Origin of the sequence: Priestia sp. FSL P4-0332 (assembly GCF_038005845.1) — a bacterium.
Classification (GTDB): Bacteria; Bacillota; Bacilli; order Bacillales; family Bacillaceae_H; genus Priestia.
Genome location: NZ_JBBOUA010000001.1, coordinates 153,885 through 175,827 on the forward strand (window position 1 = coordinate 153,885; position 21,943 = coordinate 175,827).

Below are 21,943 nucleotides of genomic sequence, written 5' to 3' on the forward strand. Positions count from 1 at the left end.
ATAAAAAAGTCGCTCAAGAGCGGCGGTTGAACTTTGAAAACTGAACAAAGCGACAAACGTCAACGTTAATTTTTATTTTTTAAATTGAGCAAGTCAAACATTTCTTCGGAGAGTTTGATCCTGGCTCAGGATGAACGCTGGCGGCGTGCCTAATACATGCAAGTCGAGCGAACTGATTAGAAGCTTGCTTCTATGACGTTAGCGGCGGACGGGTGAGTAACACGTGGGCAACCTGCCTGTAAGACTGGGATAACTTCGGGAAACCGAAGCTAATACCGGATAGGATCTTCTCCTTCATGGGAGATGATTGAAAGATGGTTTCGGCTATCACTTACAGATGGGCCCGCGGTGCATTAGCTAGTTGGTGAGGTAACGGCTCACCAAGGCAACGATGCATAGCCGACCTGAGAGGGTGATCGGCCACACTGGGACTGAGACACGGCCCAGACTCCTACGGGAGGCAGCAGTAGGGAATCTTCCGCAATGGACGAAAGTCTGACGGAGCAACGCCGCGTGAGTGATGAAGGCTTTCGGGTCGTAAAACTCTGTTGTTAGGGAAGAACAAGTACGAGAGTAACTGCTCGTACCTTGACGGTACCTAACCAGAAAGCCACGGCTAACTACGTGCCAGCAGCCGCGGTAATACGTAGGTGGCAAGCGTTATCCGGAATTATTGGGCGTAAAGCGCGCGCAGGCGGTTTCTTAAGTCTGATGTGAAAGCCCACGGCTCAACCGTGGAGGGTCATTGGAAACTGGGGAACTTGAGTGCAGAAGAGAAAAGCGGAATTCCACGTGTAGCGGTGAAATGCGTAGAGATGTGGAGGAACACCAGTGGCGAAGGCGGCTTTTTGGTCTGTAACTGACGCTGAGGCGCGAAAGCGTGGGGAGCAAACAGGATTAGATACCCTGGTAGTCCACGCCGTAAACGATGAGTGCTAAGTGTTAGAGGGTTTCCGCCCTTTAGTGCTGCAGCTAACGCATTAAGCACTCCGCCTGGGGAGTACGGTCGCAAGACTGAAACTCAAAGGAATTGACGGGGGCCCGCACAAGCGGTGGAGCATGTGGTTTAATTCGAAGCAACGCGAAGAACCTTACCAGGTCTTGACATCCTCTGACAACTCTAGAGATAGAGCGTTCCCCTTCGGGGGACAGAGTGACAGGTGGTGCATGGTTGTCGTCAGCTCGTGTCGTGAGATGTTGGGTTAAGTCCCGCAACGAGCGCAACCCTTGATCTTAGTTGCCAGCATTCAGTTGGGCACTCTAAGGTGACTGCCGGTGACAAACCGGAGGAAGGTGGGGATGACGTCAAATCATCATGCCCCTTATGACCTGGGCTACACACGTGCTACAATGGATGGTACAAAGGGCTGCAAGACCGCGAGGTCAAGCCAATCCCATAAAACCATTCTCAGTTCGGATTGTAGGCTGCAACTCGCCTACATGAAGCTGGAATCGCTAGTAATCGCGGATCAGCATGCCGCGGTGAATACGTTCCCGGGCCTTGTACACACCGCCCGTCACACCACGAGAGTTTGTAACACCCGAAGTCGGTGGAGTAACCGTAAGGAGCTAGCCGCCTAAGGTGGGACAGATGATTGGGGTGAAGTCGTAACAAGGTAGCCGTATCGGAAGGTGCGGCTGGATCACCTCCTTTCTAAGGATTTTTACATGACGTACGTTTTGACACTTTGTTCAGTTTTGAGAGTTCAATCTCTCAATTATAGAAAGCACACTACTTTCTTCTTATCTAATAAGAAGAATTTTGGTTGCGATTGTTCTTTGAAAACTAGATAACAGTAATTGCTGAGGAAAAGTGAAACTTTTCTTTAATCAAACCAATAAATAACACAACATTATGTTGTACCATTTATTCGCTAATGGTTAAGTTAGAAAGGGCGCACGGTGAATGCCTTGGCACTAGGAGCCGATGAAGGACGGGACTAACACCGATATGCTTCGGGGAGCTGTAAGTGAGCTTTGATCCGGAGATTTCCGAATGGGGAAACCCACTGTTCGTAATGGAACAGTATCTTTATCTGAATACATAGGATATTGAAGGCAGACCCGGGGAACTGAAACATCTAAGTACCCGGAGGAAGAGAAAGCAAATGCGATTTCCTGAGTAGCGGCGAGCGAAACGGAATTAGCCCAAACCAAGAGGCTTGCCTCTTGGGGTTGTAGGACACTCTATACGGAGTTACAAAGGAACGAAGTAAATGAAGCGACCTGGAAAGGTCCGTCGAAGAAGGTAACAACCCTGTAGTTGAAACTTCGTTCCCTCTTGAGTGGATCCTGAGTACGGCGGAACACGTGAAATTCCGTCGGAAGCTGGGAGGACCATCTCCCAAGGCTAAATACTACCTAGTGACCGATAGTGAACCAGTACCGTGAGGGAAAGGTGAAAAGCACCCCGGAAGGGGAGTGAAAGAGATCCTGAAACCGTGTGCCTACAAGTAGTCAGAGCCCGTTAACGGGTGATGGCGTGCCTTTTGTAGAATGAACCGGCGAGTTACGATCCCATGCAAGGTTAAGCTGATAAGGCGGAGCCGTAGCGAAAGCGAGTCTGAATAGGGCGTTTAGTATGTGGTTGTAGACCCGAAACCAGGTGATCTACCCATGTCCAGGGTGAAGTTCAGGTAACACTGAATGGAGGCCCGAACCCACGCACGTTGAAAAGTGCGGGGATGAGGTGTGGGTAGCGGAGAAATTCCAATCGAACCTGGAGATAGCTGGTTCTCTCCGAAATAGCTTTAGGGCTAGCCTCATGTTGTAAGAGTCTTGGAGGTAGAGCACTGATTGGACTAGGGGCCCCCAACGGGTTACCGAATTCAGTCAAACTCCGAATGCCAAAGACTTATCCATGGGAGTCAGACTGCGAGTGATAAGATCCGTAGTCAAAAGGGAAACAGCCCAGACCACCAGCTAAGGTCCCCAAGTATACGTTAAGTGGAAAAGGATGTGGAGTTGCTTAGACAACCAGGATGTTGGCTTAGAAGCAGCCACCATTTAAAGAGTGCGTAATAGCTCACTGGTCGAGTGACTCTGCGCCGAAAATGTACCGGGGCTAAACGTATCACCGAAGCTGTGGATTGACATCTTAGATGTCAGTGGTAGGAGAGCGTTCTAAGTGCTGTGAAGTCAGACCGTAAGGACTGGTGGAGCGCTTAGAAGTGAGAATGCCGGTATGAGTAGCGAAAGACAAGTGAGAATCTTGTCCACCGAATGCCTAAGGTTTCCTGAGGAAGGCTCGTCCGCTCAGGGTTAGTCGGGACCTAAGCCGAGGCTGAAAAGCGTAGGCGATGGCCAACAGGTTGATATTCCTGTACCACCTCCCCGCCGTTTGAGTAATGGGGGGACGCAGTAGGATAGGGTAAGCGCGCTGCTGGATATGCGCGTTCAAGCAGTTAGGCTGATGAGTAGGCAAATCCGCTCATCATAAAGGCTGAGCTGTGATGACGAGGGAATTATAGTACCGAAGTTCCTGATTCCACACTGCCAAGAAAAGCCTCTAGCGAGGCGGGAGGTGCCCGTACCGCAAACCGACACAGGTAGGCGAGGAGAGAATCCTAAGGTGATCGAGAGAACTCTCGTTAAGGAACTCGGCAAAATGACCCCGTAACTTCGGGAGAAGGGGTGCTCTGGTAGGGTGTATAGCCCGAGAGAGCCGCAGTGAATAGGCCCAGGCGACTGTTTAGCAAAAACACAGGTCTCTGCGAAGCCGCAAGGCGAAGTATAGGGGCTGACGCCTGCCCGGTGCTGGAAGGTTAAGAGGAGGGGTTATCCTTTGGGAGAAGCTCTGAATCGAAGCCCCAGTAAACGGCGGCCGTAACTATAACGGTCCTAAGGTAGCGAAATTCCTTGTCGGGTAAGTTCCGACCCGCACGAAAGGCGTAACGATCTGGGCACTGTCTCAACGAGAGACTCGGTGAAATTATAGTACCTGTGAAGATGCAGGTTACCCGCGACAGGACGGAAAGACCCCGTGGAGCTTTACTGTAGCCTGATATTGAATTTTGGTACAGCTTGTACAGGATAGGTAGGAGCCTGAGAAGCCGGAGCGCTAGCTTCGGTGGAGGCGTCGGTGGGATACTACCCTGGCTGTATTGAAATTCTAACCCGCGGCCCTGATCGGGCCGGGAGACAGTGTCAGGTGGGCAGTTTGACTGGGGCGGTCGCCTCCTAAAATGTAACGGAGGCGCCCAAAGGTTCCCTCAGAATGGTTGGAAATCATTCGTAGAGTGTAAAGGCACAAGGGAGCTTGACTGCGAGACCTACAAGTCGAGCAGGGACGAAAGTCGGGCTTAGTGATCCGGTGGTTCCGCATGGAAGGGCCATCGCTCAACGGATAAAAGCTACCCCGGGGATAACAGGCTTATCTCCCCCAAGAGTCCACATCGACGGGGAGGTTTGGCACCTCGATGTCGGCTCATCGCATCCTGGGGCTGTAGTCGGTCCCAAGGGTTGGGCTGTTCGCCCATTAAAGCGGTACGCGAGCTGGGTTCAGAACGTCGTGAGACAGTTCGGTCCCTATCCGTCGTGGGCGTAGGAAATTTGAGAGGAGCTGTCCTTAGTACGAGAGGACCGGGATGGACACACCGCTGGTGTACCAGTTGTCTTGCCAAAGGCATCGCTGGGTAGCTATGTGTGGACGGGATAAGTGCTGAAAGCATCTAAGCATGAAGCCCCCCTCAAGATGAGATTTCCCATAGCGCAAGCTAGTAAGATCCCTGAAAGATGATCAGGTTGATAGGTCAGAGGTGGAAGCGTGGCGACATGTGTAGCTGACTGATACTAATCGATCGAGGACTTAACCAAAACTTTAAAAGCGTAAGCTTTACTCAGCAAACTGTTACCTAGTTTTGAGAGAACAAAACTTTTTAAAAAAGTCTTGCTTTCTTTTGGAAATCATGTATAATATAATATGTCTGGTGGCGATAGCGAAGAGGTCACACCCGTTCCCATACCGAACACGGAAGTTAAGCTCTTTAGCGCCAATGGTAGTTGGGACTTTGTCCCTGTGAGAGTAGGACGTTGCCAGGCTTTTATTATTCCACAGTAGCTCAGTGGTAGAGCTATCGGCTGTTAACCGATCGGTCGTAGGTTCGAGTCCTACCTGTGGAGCCAACTGGCCCGTTGGTCAAGCGGTTAAGACACCGCCCTTTCACGGCGGTAACACGGGTTCGAATCCCGTACGGGTCACCATTTATTTTTATCTACATAATAGTGGAGGATTAGCTCAGCTGGGAGAGCACCTGCCTTACAAGCAGGGGGTCGGCGGTTCGATCCCGTCATCCTCCACCACCGTGCCGGTGTAGCTCAACTGGTAGAGCAACTGACTTGTAATCAGTAGGTTGGGGGTTCAAGTCCTCTTGCCGGCACCATTTATATTGGAGGGGTAGCGAAGTGGCTAAACGCGGCGGACTGTAAATCCGCTCCTTCGGGTTCGGCAGTTCGAATCTGCCCCCCTCCACCATTTTTATTGGGCTATCGCCAAGCGGTAAGGCAACGGATTTTGATTCCGTCATGCGTTGGTTCGAATCCAGCTAGCCCAGCCATAGAGAGCCATTAGCTCAGTTGGTAGAGCATCTGACTTTTAATCAGAGGGTCGAAGGTTCGAGTCCTTCATGGCTCATTTTAATAAGCGGAAGTAGTTCAGTGGTAGAACACCACCTTGCCAAGGTGGGGGTCGCGAGTTCGAACCTCGTCTTCCGCTCCATTTCTATATAAAAAAGATATTGGGGCCTTAGCTCAGCTGGGAGAGCGCCTGCCTTGCACGCAGGAGGTCAGCGGTTCGATCCCGCTAGGCTCCACCATACATATAAACATACAACCTTTAAGCAAATTGCTTAAAGGTTTTTTTATGTAGTTTCTACAAATTAGAATTGTATATATATTCAAAAAAGTGTCGAGTTGAGCCATCGCTCATTTAGCCGTTACAATAGGAGAGTAGCAACATTTGTGATGGGGGGACATATTATGAATAAGCTTTCAATTATTGGAGTACCAATGGATTTAGGTCAAACTCGCCGAGGGGTCGATATGGGGCCAAGTGCGATACGATATGCAGGTGTTATTGAACGCATCGAGAATATTGGATATAGTGTAGAAGATAAAGGGAATATTGAAATTGCCTTAGCTGAACGAGTACATAGTGATGAAAATACAAACTTAAAGAATTTAAAAGCTGTAGCAGATGCTAGCGAGAGGCTTGCTCAGACCGTAAGTGATGTTATTACAAATAAAAGGTTTCCTTTAGTACTGGGGGGAGATCACAGCATCGCTATCGGAACACTAGCAGGAGTAAGTCGTCATTATAAAAACTTGGGCGTGATTTGGTATGATGCACACGGAGATTTGAATACAGCAGATACGTCTCCTTCAGGAAATATTCACGGTATGCCATTGGCGGCAAGTATAGGTATAGGAGACGACGCATTGACTCGAATTGGTGGTTATACACCTAAAGTCAAGCCGGAAAATATTGTGATTATCGGAGCACGTTCTTTAGATGAAGGAGAAAAAGAGTTAATAAAGGAAAAAGGGATTAAAGTGTATACGATGCATGAGATAGATCGAATGGGTATGACAAAAGTAATGGAAGAAACAATTTTATATTTGCGTGATAAAACAGATGGCGTTCATCTATCACTCGATTTAGATGGATTGGATCCACATGATGCACCTGGAGTAGGAACGCCAGTTATCGGTGGAATAAGCTACAGAGAAAGTCATTTAGCTATGGAGATGTTAGCAGAATCTCAGCTAATCACTTCTGCTGAGTTTGTGGAAGTAAATCCTATTTTAGATGAACGGAATAAAACAGCTACCGTAGCTGTTGCATTAATGGGCTCACTTTTAGGAGAGAAATTAGTATAAAACATTAGTACCTACCAAAAGGTACATGAAATATATATGAAGATAAAAAAAAGAAGCTCTTAGTTCGGATTCGAGAGCTTCTTTATATAGAGAAAAACTTTTCATATTCATTTAATAAACCATCTAGCTCTGAACTTACTCTCACTACTGTTAGTGATGATAAAGGGTTTTCTGCTGCAAGAGTGACCATGTTATTTCTACATTCTTCAATTTGATTCAAAAGGTTCTCTTTTGTATGAGTCAAGCTTTCCACTCCTCTTCTTTTCATCTATACTAATTACATAACCTACGTACGATCTTTTTAAACGTATTTGACAAATTTTTGTTAAAATAATTAAGCATAAGTGAAACTTTATGATAAAGTACACGTATATATACTATCCCGCAATGGGCGGAGGTAACCGTTACATGGATTTATTATTAAAAAGAAAAATAAAAAAAGTAAAAAAAGGTGACCAGGATGCGTTTGCTGACATAGTAGAATATCACAAGGATAAACTTTTTCATCTATGTTATCGAATGTTAGGAAACCGGGAAGAAGCGCAAGACGCTGCCCAAGAAGCGTTTATTCGAGCCTATGTAAATATTCATAGCTATGACACGAGTAAAAAGTTTTCCACCTGGTTATATCGAATTGCTACAAATCTTTGTATTGATCGAATTCGTAAAAAAAAGCCAGACTATTATTTAGATGCAGAAGTAGCCGGGACCGACGGGTTAAATATGTACTCTCAAATAGCTGCCGATCAGGCCTTACCAGAAGAAGAACTAGAGCAAGTAGAATTGCAAGAATTCATTCAGTCGGAAATATTAAAGCTACCTGAGAAATATCGAACTGTCATTGTCCTAAAATATATAGATGAGCTGTCGTTAAAAGAAATCAGCGATATTTTAGACCTGCCTCTTGGTACGGTAAAGACTAGAATTCATAGAGGACGTGAAGCTTTAAGAAATCGACTTCGCCACTTGTAAGGAGTGAACTAAGAATGAAATGTCCAAAAATGTATGTAAATCTCATTCATGAGCATTTAGATGGAGATATTACAAAAGAAAATGAACTGTTATTAAAAGAGCATTTGCATCAATGCAAAGATTGTCAGCAGCATATGCATCAGTTAAAAAGAACCATTGCATTTGTGCAAAGCACTTCTCATATAGAATTACCTATGAACTTTACAGCAGGTGTCATGGCTGGGTTACCACGTGAGAAGAATCGAATTCGAATGAATAGATGGTTTACAAACCACCCGATTCTTAGTGCAGCTGCTGTATTTGTGCTGTTAATGTCCGGCACCGTGTTTTCAGCTTGGGAAACGGATGAAGACTTTTCTGTTTCAAAGCAGTCGAACTTGGTCATTCACGATAAAACAGTCGTTGTACCAAAAGGTGAGACCGTCAAAGGTGATATTACTGTGAGAAATGGCGATATTAAAATTGAAGGAAAAGTAGATGGAAACGTTACTGTTATACATGGTGATAAGTATCTAGCTTCTGCAGGAGAAGTGACAGGCAATATTGAAGAGTTAGACAAGATTTTTGACTGGGTATGGTATAACGTCAAAACTCACGCCAAACAAGCTGTTGACTTTTAATAGTTGAAACATAAAATCGTCCGCTTATCTTGTTAGAGAGGAACAGTGGACGGTTTTATTTATATAAAAAGAAGGCTACATTATATAGGAACAAGGATTTAAAAATAAGATGTAATTTACAGTGTAATTTTGTTTTATGGTATAATAAAACGGTTATGTTATCTTTATTACATATATAGAGGAAGTGAGAAGATGCCTATTGGAGACCTGCCAATCCTCTCATATTTAGGAAAAATTGTTGATGTTCTCCTGGTATGGTTCGTCATATATAAATTAATTATGGTCATAAGAGGTACAAAAGCAGTACAGCTTTTAAAAGGAATCACGGTGATTTTAGTTGTTCGCTTTATAAGTAACTTCCTTGGACTAAATACGCTGCAATGGTTAATGGACCAAGCGTTAACGTATGGGTTTTTAGCTATCATTATTATCTTCCAGCCAGAGCTGCGCCGAGCGCTTGAACAGCTTGGGAGAGGACGTTTGTTTTCACGCAGTAATTTGCCTGAAGAAGATGAGCGTACCGTTACGATTGAGGCGATTATAAAAGCAACGCATTATATGGCTAAAAGACGCATAGGTGCATTGATCTCAATCGAAAGAGAGACGGGTATGGGTGATTATATTGAAACAGGTATACCGCTCAACTCGAATATTTCTTCTGAATTATTAATCAACCTATTTATACCAAATACACCACTTCATGATGGAGCGGTTATTTTACAGCGGGATCAAGTAGCCGCTGCAGCATGTTACTTACCTTTATCTGAAAGTCCTTTTATTTCAAAAGAATTAGGTACTCGCCATCGTGCTGCTGTAGGAATAAGTGAAGTAACAGATAGTGTGACTGTTATTGTATCTGAAGAAACTGGAGGCATTTCCGTTACCAAAAATGGTGAATTGTATCGTGAATTGACAATTGATACATTAAGAGAAATGCTAGAAAAAGAATTAGTCACAACTTCTAAAGCAACTTCTTCCACTCGTTGGCAATGGAGGTTGAAGAAGAATGGATAAATTGATGAATCGATCGTGGGTTATGAAAATTATCGCGTTGCTGTTAGCCTTCATGTTATATTTATCTGTTAATTTAGATGATGGTGCCAGTTCATCAAATAAGATTCTGAACCGAAGCAGTTCTGCCAACACTGGAGTAGAAACATTAACAGATGTTCCAGTTCAAGTATCCTATAATGAGAAGAACAGAATTGTAAGAGGTGTTCCGGATACGGTTATTATGACACTGGAAGGTCCTAAAAATATTTTGGCTCAAACAAAGTTACAAAAAGATTATCAAGCTTATATTGACCTTGATAATTTAAGCTTAGGGCAGCATAGAGTCAAGGTTCAGTATCGAAATATCTCTGATAATTTAAACGTAGTGGTTAAGCCTGATATTGTAAACGTAACAATTGAAGAACGCGATTCAAAACAGTTTTCAGTAGAGGCAAGCTATGATAAAAACAAGGTCAAGAATGGATATGAAGCAGGGGAAGCAACCGTTAGTCCAAGAGCCGTCACGGTAACGGGCGCATCAAGTCAATTAGATCAAGTTGCTTATGTGAAAGCTATTATTGATTTAGATAATGCTTCAAAAACAGTGACGAAACAAGCAACTGTTGTCGCACTAGACAAGAATTTAAATAAATTGAATGTAACAGTTCAACCAGAAACGGTCAATGTAACAATCCCAGTGAGAAATATTAGTAAAAAAGTGCCGATCGATGTGATTCAAGAAGGCACGCCAGGCGACGGTGTCAACATTACGAAGCTAGAGCCTAAAACAGATACAGTGAAAATTATCGGTCCATCTGATTCTTTAGAAAAAATCGATAAAATTGATAATATTCCAGTCGATGTTACCGGTATTACGAAATCTAAAGATATTAAGGTGAACGTCCCTGTTCCAGACGGAATAGATAGTGTAAGTCCTAAACAAATTACCGTTCATGTGGAAGTAGACAAACAAGGTGATGAGAAAGACGCAGAAGAAACGGACGCAAGTGCAGCTGAGACTAAGTCATTTAAGAATTTACCGGTTTCTTTAACTGGTCAATCCTCAAAGTACACGTATGAACTGCTTTCTCCTACTTCAGTAGATGCGGATGTAAAAGGACCAAAATCTGATTTAGATAAGTTGACGAAAAGCGGCATTAGCTTGTCAGCGAATGTAGGGAATTTATCTGCCGGGGAGCACACGGTTCCTATTATAATAAATAGTCCCGACTCCGTTACATCAACTCTATCGACTAAACAGGCAAAAGTTCGTGTAACAGCGAAAAAACAATCAGGGACAAATGATGAGCAAACAGATGATAAAGAAACAAGTGGAAGTACGAGCGATAAAGAAACAAAGCCAGACACGGGAACTGGATCAGGAACAAATCCTGGGACGGGAAATTCAGGTGATTCAGCTGATTCAGCTGATAAACCAAGCGAAGAGACTGATACACCTGAAGACAATACAGATACACCAACAGATAGTACAGAAACTGGTGACGACAGTAGTAATCAAAGTGATGAAAATTCTACACCCGTAGATGGACAGACAGATAATACATCAGGAAACTAAATGTTTTGACATGAAGGAGAGAAAATTAATGGGTAAGTATTTTGGAACAGACGGAGTACGAGGAGTTGCCAATAGTGAATTAACTCCTGAGCTTGCTTTTAAAATTGGACGCTTAGGTGGTTACGTTCTAACAAAAGATTCAGAGCGACCAAAAGTATTAATCGGACGCGATACACGCGTTTCTGGTCATATGTTAGAAGGAGCGCTTGTTGCAGGATTGCTTTCAATTGGAGCAGAAGTTATGCGACTAGGCGTTATTTCAACTCCAGGGGTAGCGTATTTAACAAAAGCACTTGGCGCACAAGCAGGAGTCATGATCTCTGCTTCGCATAACCCAGTTCAAGATAACGGAATTAAATTCTTTGGTCCAGATGGATTTAAACTTTCAGATGCCCAAGAGAATGAAATTGAAGCGTTAATGGATAGTGACACAGATCAATTACCAAGACCTGTTGGGGGAGACTTAGGTCAGGTAAATGACTACTTCGAAGGTGGACAAAAATATCTTCAATACTTAAAACAAACGGTTGATGAAGACTTCTCAGGTATTCATGTGGCATTAGACTGTGCGCACGGGGCAACGTCATCTTTAGCAGCACATTTATTTGCAGATCTAGATGCAGATATTTCTACAATGGGGGCATCTCCAAACGGATTAAACATCAATGACGGTGTAGGATCTACACATCCGGAAGCATTAAGTGCCTTCTTAAAAGAAAAAGGAGCAGATGTTGGGTTAGCATTTGATGGAGACGGAGATCGTTTAATCGCAATCGATGAAAAAGGCGAGATTGTAGACGGTGATCAAATCATGTTCATTTGTGCAAAATACTTGTATGAACAAGGACGTTTAAAGAAAAACACGCTTGTTTCTACCGTTATGAGTAACTTAGGCTTCTATAAAGCACTAGAAGCTAGCGGGATTGAAAGTGCACAAACTGGTGTGGGCGACCGTTATGTAGTGGAAGAAATGAAAGCTAATCAATATAACCTAGGTGGAGAACAGTCAGGTCATATTATTTTCTTAGATTACAACACAACAGGTGACGGTATGCTTTCAGCTATTCAGCTTGTAAACATTATGCAAGCAACGAAAAAGCCTTTATCAGAATTAGCAGCTGAAATGAAGAAATATCCTCAGCTTCTTGTAAATGTAAAAGTAACAGATAAGCATCATGTTACAGATAACGAGAAGGTAAAAGTGGTTATTGAAGAAGTGGAAAAAGAAATGAACGGTAATGGCCGAGTACTTGTACGCCCTTCAGGAACAGAGCCGTTAGTGCGTGTGATGGTTGAAGCACAAACACAAGAAGAATGTGAAACTTATGTAACGCGTATCGTAGAAGTAGTAAAAGAAGAAATGGGCTTAGAGTAATTCATTAATTATATGCATAAGCGGTGACGTTTCAAGCCGTTTATGCATATTTTTATATTGTTGAGAAAAATTCTTGGAAATTATCTGATGCCAAAGGCTGTTTTTGCAGATAATAAAGAAGATAATTGACGTTTTCTCACTTCTTATTGTAATATTAAATCTGTTCGTCTCTTAATTTATGTAAAGGAGTGAACAATCTATTTTAAAAGTGAATACAAAGCGCCTGAACTAAGTAAAGGGACGGAAACGACTTAGTTGACGAGGAGGAGGTTTATCGAAGTATCGGCGGATGCCTCCCGGTTGTTGATTATCACGGCCGAAAACTTGATGTGAAAAACAATGAGGTGACTTATTGGACAAAAGCATTGAGATGATAATCATTGATGATGAAAAGAGACTCTCTTTTCATACATGAAGGAGGATTTTATCTATGTGCGGAATTGTAGGATATATTGGAACAGAAGATTCGAAAGAAATTTTATTACGTGGTCTTGAAAAGTTAGAATATCGTGGCTATGACTCAGCGGGTATTGCAGTTGTTAACAATGAAGGCGTACACGTATTCAAAGAAAAAGGCCGTATTGCAGAATTGCGTCAGGCAGTAGATAACAGTGTTGTAGCACCAGCAGGTATCGGTCATACGCGTTGGGCAACTCATGGTGTACCAAGCCAAGAAAATGCTCACCCGCATCAAAGTACATCTGGACGCTTCACACTTGTGCATAACGGTGTAATTGAAAACTATGCTATTTTGAAACGTGAATATTTACAAGATGTAACGTTCAAAAGCGAAACGGATACAGAAGTAATCGTTCAGTTAATTGAAAAAATCGCAGCAGAAGGCTTAGATGTAGAAGAAGCGTTCCGTAAGACAGTGAGCTTGCTTCACGGTTCTTATGCACTAGCTCTTGTTGATAACAAAGATAAAAATACAATCTACGTAGCTAAAAACAAAAGCCCGCTTCTTGTAGGTGTTGGCGAAGGATTTAACGTTGTAGCGAGCGATGCTATGGCAATGCTTCAAGTAACAGATCAATACGTAGAATTAATGGATAAAGAAACAGTAATTGTTACAAAAGAAGGCGTAACAATTAAAACGCTTGATGGTGAAGTGGTAGAAAGAGCACCTTATACAGCAGAGCTTGATGCAAGTGATATTGAAAAAGGTACGTACCCTCACTATATGTTAAAAGAAATTGATGAGCAGCCTTTAGTTGTTCGTAAAATCATTCAAGAGTATCAAAATGAGAACAATGAACTGCACATTGATGCAGACATTTTAGGAGCAATGGATGAAGCAGACCGCATCTATATCGTAGCATGTGGAACAAGCTATCATGCAGGCCTAGTAGGTAAACAATTCATTGAAACGTGGGCGAAGGTTCCAGTAGAAGTGCACGTAGCAAGTGAATTCTCTTATAACATGCCGCTTTTATCTGAAAAGCCATTGTTTATCTTTATCTCTCAAAGTGGAGAAACAGCTGACAGCCGTGCAGTATTAGTTCAAATTAAAGAACTAGGTTACAAAGCGTTAACAATCACAAACGTTCCGGGATCAACATTATCTCGTGAATCTGATTATACGTTATTACTTCATGCAGGTCCGGAAATTGCTGTAGCATCAACAAAAGCTTACACAGCTCAATTAGCAGTGCTATCAATTCTAGCGGCTGTAACAGCAAAAACACGCGGCATTGAATTAGAATTTGATTTAGTTCAAGAGTTAGCAATCGTAGCAAACACAATGGAAGTACTTTGCGACGACAAAGAAGAAATGGAAAGCATTGCTCTTCAATTCTTAGCAACAACTCGCAACGCATTCTTTATTGGACGTTCTGTCGATTATTATGTAGGTTTAGAAGGTGCGTTAAAACTAAAAGAAATCTCTTACATCCAAGCAGAAGGATTTGCTGGAGGAGAGCTTAAGCACGGAACAATCGCTTTAATTGAAAACAATACGCCAATTATTGCATTAGCAACACAAGAGCATGTAAACTTAAGCATCCGTGGTAACGTAAAAGAAGTAGTAGCACGTGGAGCTAATCCTTGTATCATTTCAATGAAAGGATTAGAAACAGAAGAAGATCGCTACGTGATTCCGAAAGTTCATGAAACACTTTCACCATTAGCAGCGGTTATTCCTTTACAATTAATCTCTTACTACGCTGCACTGCACCGCGATTGTGATGTAGATAAACCACGTAACTTAGCAAAATCAGTTACTGTAGAATAATAAGGTTCTAGACACCCTTCTACTATAGAAGGGTGTTTTTGTATATCCGAGAAAGAGAACAAACACTTGTTTTATCATAAGTCTCATTGAGCTAAAAAATATATTTGCTTGCTCCATTTATTTTATATAATGAAATAGGTAAAGGAACGAACCTCAGCTATTAAAAAGGATGTGGAAAGCATTAGTGGATTGGCTCAAAGTATAAAGTACGTGTTGAGAGGCATCTTTTTTGTCTTGTATTTTCCCTTTTATTTTGTATTTCAAGTCTTTTGTAAAATATGGATATATTTCATCGCTCAGCCCCTCATGTGGATAGGAAAAAGAATCATTCAACCTATCTTTTATTTCATTTGGATATACATCATACGTTTTCTGTTCGTCTACCCTATTTCTTGGCTATGGAATGAGATAATATATCCTTGTATTCTCTTTGTTTGGAAACGATGTTTTTTGCCTATAACTAGATTTATATGGAGGTATGCCGTATATCCTATATTGTATTTAGTTTGTTACCCTTGTTATCTTTTTTGGAAATACCTTGTGCTGCCTTTTTACAATGAAATTGTTCTTCCTGTGCTTTCATTCTGTCAGCGTATCTTTTTCTGTTTCTGGAAGGGATTTAAGTGGATCGGAATTCATATAATCTATTACCCTTTACGCTGGTTTTGGATGACATGTATATATAACCCCCTTAAAAAAGTGTATATCAAAATCATTCAGCCTGTTCTCAAATGGTTTTCTCATTTATTTAGTTAACGAAATATACCAAAAGATTGCTTTTCTTTTTTAAGTATTAAACTCGAAAGATAAGAGGGAATTGATGTATAATAAAAACGGATATATCATTGCCTATTTATTTTATTAGATTCAATTTTGAAAGAGAGTGAAACAATATGGGCCGTAAGTGGAACAATATTAAAGAAAAGAAAGCGTCAAAAGATGCTAATACAAGTCGTATATATGCCAAGTTTGGCCGTGAAATTTATGTGGCTGCGAAACAAGGCGAGCCAGATCCAGAATCAAACCAAGCGTTAAAAGTTGTATTAGAACGCGCGAAAACATACAATGTGCCAAAAGCAATTATTGATCGTGCGATTGAAAAAGCAAAAGGCGGATCAGAAGAAAATTACGATAATCTTCGTTACGAAGGTTTTGGACCAAATGGCTCAATGGTTATCGTAGATGCTCTTACGAATAACGTAAACAGAACAGCTTCAGACGTGCGTGCTGCTTTTGGTAAAAACGGCGGTAATATGGGAGTAAGCGGATCAGTAGCGTACATGTTTGATCCAACAGCTGTTATTGGTGTAGAAGGTAAGGATGAAGAAGAGACGCTAGAACTGTTAATGGAAGCAGATGTAGACGTGCGTGACATTTTAGAAGAAGAAGATTCTGTAATTGTTTATGCTGATCCGGATCAATTCCATGCGGTACAAAAAGCGTTCAACGATGCTGGTATTACGGAATTTACAGTAGCTGAGCAAACGATGCTTGCTCAAAATGATGTCACTCTTCCTGAAGATGCACAAGCTCAGTTTGAAAAAATGATTGATGCATTAGAGGACTTAGAAGACGTGCAGCAAGTATATCACAACGTTGATTTAGGATAATAGTGAAAGAGGCAGACCTATCAAAGAGGTCTGTCTTTTTTTTATAGGCCGTGTGAAAAGCATCTATTGACCCTTTCTCTTCGTTTGGAATATGGTAAGATAATGAATTAAGAATAGAAAATAGTAGAATTTTATAAGAGATAAATGGAGGGAAAGCAGTTGAAAAAATTAATGGTGGGGATGGCGTTAACGGCTACACTTGCAACGGCTGTAACGCCTGGCTTTGGCTCAATTGGGGGAAATCAAGGAAAGGCATATGCAGCGACAGTTACATATAAAGTAACGGCAAGCAAGCTAAATGTGAGAAGCGGAGCGGGAACGAATTACGGGATTATCGGCAGCGTAGTGAAAGATCAAATGCTATCTGTGGTGAGTAAAAGCGGAAGCTGGTACAAAATTAACTATAACGGTCGCACGGGCTACGTAAGCAGTGATTATGTACAAGCATCAGGAACAACAACGCCGCCAGCAGAAAGCACAACGTACACAGTAACGGCAAGCACGCTGAATGTAAGAAGCGGAGCAGGCACTAGCTATGCGTCTATAGGAAGTGTGACAAAAGGCCAGAAGCTGTCTGTGGTGAGCAAAAGCGGAAGCTGGTACAAAATTAACTATAACGGTCGCACGGGCTACGTAAGCAGCGATTATGTACAAGCATCAGGAACAACAACGCCGCCAGCAGAAAGCACAACGTACACAGTAACGGCAAGCACGCTGAACGTAAGAAGCGGAGCGGGCACTAGCTATGCGTCTATAGGAAGTGTGACAAAAGGCCAGAAGCTGTCTGTAGTGAGCAAAAGCGGAAGCTGGTACAAAATTAATTACAACGGCCGCACAGGCTATGTAAGCAGTGACTATGTACAGGCTTCAGCTACAGCGTCTCCAAAGCTCGTAGTCGATTCTTTTAAAACGTTAGGTAACGCTCAGCAAGTCATCTTGGTTACAGCAGATAACTACGATACGAAGTCTGCTAAAATTCAAACGTTTGAAAAAGTTGATGGGAAATGGAAGCAAGTTTTAACTGCGAACGGTGTACTTGGGCAAAAAGGATTCGCTTTATCGAAAAAAGAAGGAGATATGGAATCTCCGACAGGGAAATATACAATTGGCACAGCATTCGGACGCTATGAAAATCCTGGAACTAAGCTTCCATATCGAAAGATTACAGCAAATGATGTGTGGGTAGACGATTCAAAAAGTTCTCTATATAATACGTGGCAGCAAAAGCCGGCTAATGGCCGCTGGACGAGCGCTGAGAACATGGACATCCCGGCTTACGATTATGGGTTTGTCATTAATTATAATGAATCTAGAACGCCAGGAAATGGAAGTGCAATCTTCTTCCATGTAGGAACAAATTATACCGCAGGATGTACGGCTACTTCTAAAGAACAAGTTGTCTCTATTTTAAAATGGTTAAATCCAGAGAAAAATCCGGTTATTATTCAATCTCCTGTAAGTGAATTAGATAAATATTAAGTTAGAAAGCAGCTTAACTTTTACAGTTCAGCTGCTTTTTTATGTAATTAAAAGCTTTGTCTGTCTGTGGTACGACAAAGTTAGTTTTCCTATTCATTGAATGAAAGCGTTTAATCTCTTACGATTAAAGTATCATCACGTAGAGAAAGGAAGAGAGCAAATGGCTCAATCTAATATAAAAGTAGCTGTACAAAAGTTTGGGAACTTTCTAAGTTCAATGGTTATGCCAAATATCGGAGCATTTATTGCATGGGGACTTATTACTGCTTTATTTATTCCAACAGGCTTTTTTCCAAATGAAAGCCTTGCCAAACTAGTGGATCCAATGGTCAAGTATTTGCTTCCGCTGCTAATTGGCTATACAGGAGGAAAGCTTGTACACGATCAGCGCGGAGGCGTTGTAGGTGCTATCGCGACCATGGGCGTCATCGTTGGATCTGATATTCCGATGTTTCTAGGCGCTATGATTATGGGACCGCTTGGCGGTTATATCATCAAGAAGTTTGATCAGTTTATTGAAGGTAAAGTCAAAACAGGATTCGAGATGTTAATTAATAATTTCTCAGCAGGTATTCTTGGAGGAATTCTAGCAATTCTAGCCTTTTTAGGAGTTAGTCCAGCAGTGGACGGATTTACAGGTGCGCTTGTAGTGGGTGTAGATTGGATGGTTGCACATGGCCTTCTTCCACTTACAAGTATTCTAATTGAACCAGCTAAAATTTTATTCTTAAACAATGCTATTAATCACGGTATCTTATCTCCGATCGGAGCAGAACAAATTCGAACAAATGGACAGTCCATTCTATTGTTATTAGAAACAAACCCTGGTCCGGGGTTAGGAATTCTGTTAGCGTATTGCTTCTTTGGAAAAGGAACAGCAAAACAGTCAGCGCCGGGAGCGGCCATCATTCATTTTATTGGCGGAATTCACGAAATTTACTTCCCTTACGTTTTAATGCGTCCGCTTCTAATCATTGCGGCTATTTTAGGAGGAATGAGCGGCGTATTTACATTTGTTCTTTTAGGCGGAGGCTTACAAGCGGTTGCTTCACCAGGAAGTATCTTAGCTATTTTGGCTGCTACACCAGGTAATGCAGGCAGCTATGTTGCAAATATCTCAGGTGTTCTCGTTGCAGCCGTCGTATCGTTTATTGTAGGATCACTCATTTTAAAAACAGGTAAGCAGTCCGAAGATTTAGATGAAGCAGCTCGCAAAATGCAAGAGATGAAGGGCAAGAAGAGTTCTGTAGCAGGAAGCTTTACAAAACAGCAAGGCGAAGTACCAGCAAGCGTTCAGAAAATTGTTTTTGCCTGTGACGCAGGTATGGGATCGAGTGCGATGGGCGCCTCTCTTCTTCGCAAGAAAGTTAAACAAGCAGATTTAAATATTTCGGTAACGAATACAGCGATCAGTAATATTCCAAGTGATGCTCAAATCGTTATTACACAGGAAGAGCTAACGCCAAGAGCTCAAAACAAAGTTCCAGATGCGTATCATATATCGGTTGATAATTTTCTATCTAGTCCGGAATATGACAAACTAATTGATCAACTAAAAAATGATCATACTACTTCTAAAGCGGAAGAAGAAAAGAGAGTATCTGCAGAAAATAATACAGATAGTAATGATGGTTTATTAAAAGAAGAAAACGTTTTCTTGAATCAGCACTTTTCTTCTAAGGAAGAAGCAATTCGATTTGCAGGAAGCGTGTTAGTAAAAGGCGGATATGTAGAAGAAAACTACGTTGAAGCGATGATTGATCGCGACAATATGACTTCTACTTATATGGGAAATGACGTAGCGATTCCGCACGGTACAGAAGAAGCGAAAAAGAACGTTTTAAGATCCGGTTTTACAGTGATTCAAGTGCCAGAAGGCGTTGATTTTGATGGTGAGAAAGTTCGTTTGATTTTTGGAATTGCCGGAAAAGACGGCACCCATTTAGAAATTTTATCTGGTATCGCGATTACATGTTCTGATATGGAAAATATTGAAAAGATGGTTCATGCCAAATCAGCTAAAGAATTAATGGCTATTATTCAAAGTAACTAACGGGATAGAAAGGCATGGAGATGCCTTTTTATCCTTTGTTTATAAATAAGAAAAGAGTTGATGTTCTTGTTTATTACTTCAAGAGAAAAATCAATCATTGAGTTAATTATTAAAACGGCAGGAAAGCATACAGCACTTACACTTGCTACTTTTTTGAATGTAAGTGTAAGAACCGTTCACCGAGATTTGAAGGCAATTGAATCAATACTTAAAAAATTTGATTTGGAGCTGATTCGTACACAAGATGAAGGCCTAATGATTGAAGGTAAAAATGAACAAATTTTTCGTCTTATCCAAGAGCTGATGAAGATTAAAACGACGGATCAGTCTCCACAGGAAAGAAAATTAATTCTTTTAATTCTTCTTCTAGAAGAAGGAGATTCATTTAAATTACAAACGCTGGCTAAAGACTTAGAAGTAAGTATCACTACACTAACTGCTTATTTAGATGAATTAACAGAGTGGTTAACCACATTTGACGTTCTCCTTCATCGAAAAAGAGGGGTGGGAGTAGAGGTTCAAGCTACTGAAGCCAATAAACGGAAAGCATTAGCTAATTATTTTCTTGTTCACTTTAATGAAGAGTTAATTGAGTGCTTGTTTTTAGCAGAAGATCAGCAGCATACGGATGAAACAATTTTGCATTATTTTTATCCGGATTATTTGGCAGAAGTAGACCGAATTGTACATCAAGCGATTAATCAGCATCATTCTAAGCTGGCTGACAGCGATTATATAGGGCTCATTGTTCATATTTGCATTATGATACAGCGAACGAAAAAGCAAATGTATCTAGAAGACGACGGCGGCCAAACGGAAGAGCTGGTAAGTGAAATGTTCTTAATGAAGGATATTTGCCGCGAAATTGAAAGGGTATTTTCTCTTTCTTTTACAGAAAAAGATATTCATTTCTTAGCAGTGCGGCTACGTGCAGCAAAATTCCAAACTACTAGAGACGTATATTACGACAGCGTAGTGGTTGGGCAGATTATTAAGAATATGATTGCTCATGTTTCTGTTCAGCTTAACACCGACTTAACCGGTGATTTTTCCCTTTATCAAGGGTTACTTGCTCATATGGAACCGGCAATTTTTCGCCTTAAGCAAAAAATGGAGCTTTTTAATCCATTAACAGAAGAGATTAAGAAAAAGTATCCTGTTTTATTTATGGCTGTGAGAAACAGTATCGATCAAGAGCTGCCGGATTTAGTTTTTCCAGATGATGAAGTGGCATATCTTGTTTTGCATTTTGGTTCAACGCTAGTGCTAAAAGAAGAAGTCATGGAAATTCAGGCACTGATTGTATGTCCAACTGGAATTGGCACCTCGAAAATGTTAGCTAGCCGTATTCGTAAAGAGATTCCGGAGATTAATTCAGTTGTCATTAAATCGGTAAAAGAAATCAAAGAAGCCGCGCTTGAAGGGTATGACGTAGTGATTTCAACAGTAAGACTGCCTTTTTTAAATGTCGATTACATTTTAGTCAATCCACTCTTAACCGAAGAGGATATTCAATCCGTCCAGAATTTTTTACAGAAAAACATTCAAAAGTTAACCAAGGATAAGGACTATCGTTCGTTCCAATATAAAAATAAGACCGTTTCTACAGAAAAGCCGTCTTTTGAGGAAACGATGAAACAAATTAAAGATGTGCATGGAAGTATCGAATCAATTCTTCAAAACCTTAGAATGTATCGATTTTCGGATGCAGTGAGTCACGATCAAGTGATTTCGCACGTAGTACGCGCCGCTGAAAAAGAACGTTTAATAACCAATGCCAGCTGCGTTATTCATCAGCTTAAGGAACGAGAAAACAAAGGCGGTTTAGGCATTCCGCAAACGAGTATGGCACTGTTCCATTGCCGTGAACATCACGTGAAAGAGCTGATTTTTCAAGTTTCACATTTAGAACAGCCTTGCACAGTTAAAGGTATGGACGGAACAAACATGCAGGCGCGTAACCTTCTATTAATGCTCGCACCTGAAGAGTTAAGTGAAGCACAGCAAGAAATCTTAAGTTTAATTAGTACCAGTTTAATTGAAGACCATGAAGCAATGATGATTTTTTCGTCTTCGAACGAAGAGATAATTCGCAAAAAGCTAGAGGATACGTTTCATGAGTACCTTCGAAATAATTTGATAAAGGAATGATTTTT

At 41.6% G+C, this 21,943-nt stretch carries 12 protein-coding genes, 9 tRNA genes and 3 rRNA genes; 23 read left to right on the forward strand and 1 reads right to left on the reverse strand.

Annotation, left to right across the window (positions count from 1 at the left end; genetic code table 11):
• Nucleotides 1–102: 102 nt before the first annotated feature.
• From MKY06_RS00890 to rocF, 13 genes are all read left to right on the forward strand, one after another.
• Nucleotides 103–1,654, forward strand: a 16S ribosomal RNA gene (locus tag MKY06_RS00890).
• Nucleotides 1,655–1,879: 225 nt separating this feature from the next.
• A 23S ribosomal RNA gene (locus tag MKY06_RS00895) occupies nt 1,880–4,815 on the forward strand.
• 109 nt (nt 4,816–4,924) lie between these two features.
• Nucleotides 4,925–5,040 (forward strand): 5S ribosomal RNA (rrf, locus tag MKY06_RS00900).
• The 16S, 23S and 5S rRNA genes sit together here with 9 tRNA genes alongside, the layout of an rRNA operon.
• A 9-nt stretch (nt 5,041–5,049) precedes the next feature.
• A tRNA-Asn gene (locus MKY06_RS00905) sits at nt 5,050–5,124 on the forward strand.
• A 3-nt stretch (nt 5,125–5,127) separates the two neighbouring features.
• A tRNA-Glu gene (locus MKY06_RS00910) sits at nt 5,128–5,202 on the forward strand.
• A gap of 23 nt (nt 5,203–5,225) precedes the next feature.
• Nucleotides 5,226–5,301, forward strand: a tRNA-Val gene (locus tag MKY06_RS00915).
• Nucleotides 5,302–5,305: 4 nt separating this feature from the next.
• Nucleotides 5,306–5,381 (forward strand) — tRNA-Thr (locus MKY06_RS00920).
• Between the two features lie 8 nt (nt 5,382–5,389).
• Nucleotides 5,390–5,473 (forward strand) — tRNA-Tyr (locus MKY06_RS00925).
• 7 nt (nt 5,474–5,480) lie between these two features.
• Nucleotides 5,481–5,555 (forward strand) — tRNA-Gln (locus MKY06_RS00930).
• Nucleotides 5,556–5,559: 4 nt separating this feature from the next.
• Nucleotides 5,560–5,632: transfer RNA gene (locus MKY06_RS00935), tRNA-Lys, on the forward strand.
• 9 nt (nt 5,633–5,641) lie between these two features.
• Nucleotides 5,642–5,716 (forward strand) — tRNA-Gly (locus MKY06_RS00940).
• A 21-nt stretch (nt 5,717–5,737) separates the two neighbouring features.
• A tRNA-Ala gene (locus MKY06_RS00945) sits at nt 5,738–5,813 on the forward strand.
• A gap of 163 nt (nt 5,814–5,976) precedes the next feature.
• Nucleotides 5,977–6,876, forward strand: coding sequence for an arginase (gene rocF / locus MKY06_RS00950; protein ID WP_013054967.1), 900 nt, complete (start codon nt 5,977–5,979; stop codon nt 6,874–6,876).
• Between the two features lie 82 nt (nt 6,877–6,958).
• Here rocF and MKY06_RS00955 read toward each other — a convergent pair whose 3' ends face one another.
• Nucleotides 6,959–7,120: an aspartyl-phosphate phosphatase Spo0E family protein gene (locus MKY06_RS00955; protein WP_013054968.1), complete on the reverse strand. Its 162-nt coding sequence runs from the start codon at nt 7,118–7,120 to the stop codon at nt 6,959–6,961.
• Between the two features lie 164 nt (nt 7,121–7,284).
• Here MKY06_RS00955 and sigW point away from each other — a divergent pair, with 164 nt between their 5' ends.
• The 10 genes from sigW to MKY06_RS01005 all read left to right on the forward strand — a co-directional run bounded on the left by sigW (nt 7,285) and on the right by MKY06_RS01005 (nt 21,938).
• On the forward strand, nt 7,285–7,848 hold the full coding sequence (gene sigW, locus MKY06_RS00960; RefSeq protein WP_013054969.1) for an RNA polymerase sigma factor SigW: 564 nt from the start codon (nt 7,285–7,287) through the stop codon (nt 7,846–7,848).
• Nucleotides 7,849–7,862: 14 nt separating this feature from the next.
• The gene (locus MKY06_RS00965) at nt 7,863–8,468 is read left to right on the forward strand and encodes an anti-sigma factor family protein (RefSeq protein ID WP_013054970.1); all 606 of its coding nucleotides are present in this window, start codon (nt 7,863–7,865) and stop codon (nt 8,466–8,468) included.
• Between the two features lie 192 nt (nt 8,469–8,660).
• A complete protein-coding gene (gene cdaA / locus MKY06_RS00970) occupies nt 8,661–9,482 on the forward strand; it encodes a diadenylate cyclase CdaA (protein ID WP_013054971.1) in 822 nt (273 codons plus the stop codon).
• Nucleotides 9,475–11,037 carry a CdaR family protein gene (locus tag MKY06_RS00975; RefSeq protein ID WP_097826844.1) on the forward strand — a complete coding sequence of 521 codons (1,563 nt, stop codon included), beginning with the start codon at nt 9,475–9,477 and terminating at the stop codon, nt 11,035–11,037. The genes cdaA and MKY06_RS00975 overlap by 8 nt, the downstream gene beginning before the upstream one ends.
• Before the next feature lie 28 nt (nt 11,038–11,065).
• A complete protein-coding gene (gene glmM, locus MKY06_RS00980) occupies nt 11,066–12,412 on the forward strand; it encodes a phosphoglucosamine mutase (RefSeq protein WP_013054973.1) in 1,347 nt (448 codons plus the stop codon).
• Nucleotides 12,413–12,842: 430 nt separating this feature from the next.
• Nucleotides 12,843–14,645, forward strand: coding sequence for a glutamine--fructose-6-phosphate transaminase (isomerizing) (glmS, locus tag MKY06_RS00985; protein ID WP_013054974.1), 1,803 nt, complete (start codon nt 12,843–12,845; stop codon nt 14,643–14,645).
• 893 nt (nt 14,646–15,538) lie between these two features.
• On the forward strand, nt 15,539–16,255 hold the full coding sequence (locus MKY06_RS00990) for a YebC/PmpR family DNA-binding transcriptional regulator (RefSeq protein ID WP_013054976.1): 717 nt from the start codon (nt 15,539–15,541) through the stop codon (nt 16,253–16,255).
• A 144-nt stretch (nt 16,256–16,399) separates the two neighbouring features.
• A complete protein-coding gene (locus MKY06_RS00995) occupies nt 16,400–17,734 on the forward strand; it encodes an SH3 domain-containing protein (RefSeq protein WP_013054977.1) in 1,335 nt (444 codons plus the stop codon).
• A gap of 160 nt (nt 17,735–17,894) precedes the next feature.
• Complete coding sequence (locus tag MKY06_RS01000) at nt 17,895–19,787, forward strand: PTS mannitol transporter subunit IICBA (protein WP_098278143.1); 1,893 nt, start codon at nt 17,895–17,897, stop codon at nt 19,785–19,787.
• Nucleotides 19,788–19,847: 60 nt separating this feature from the next.
• Complete coding sequence (locus MKY06_RS01005) at nt 19,848–21,938, forward strand: BglG family transcription antiterminator (RefSeq protein ID WP_013054979.1); 2,091 nt, start codon at nt 19,848–19,850, stop codon at nt 21,936–21,938.
• Nucleotides 21,939–21,943 lie beyond the last annotated feature (5 nt).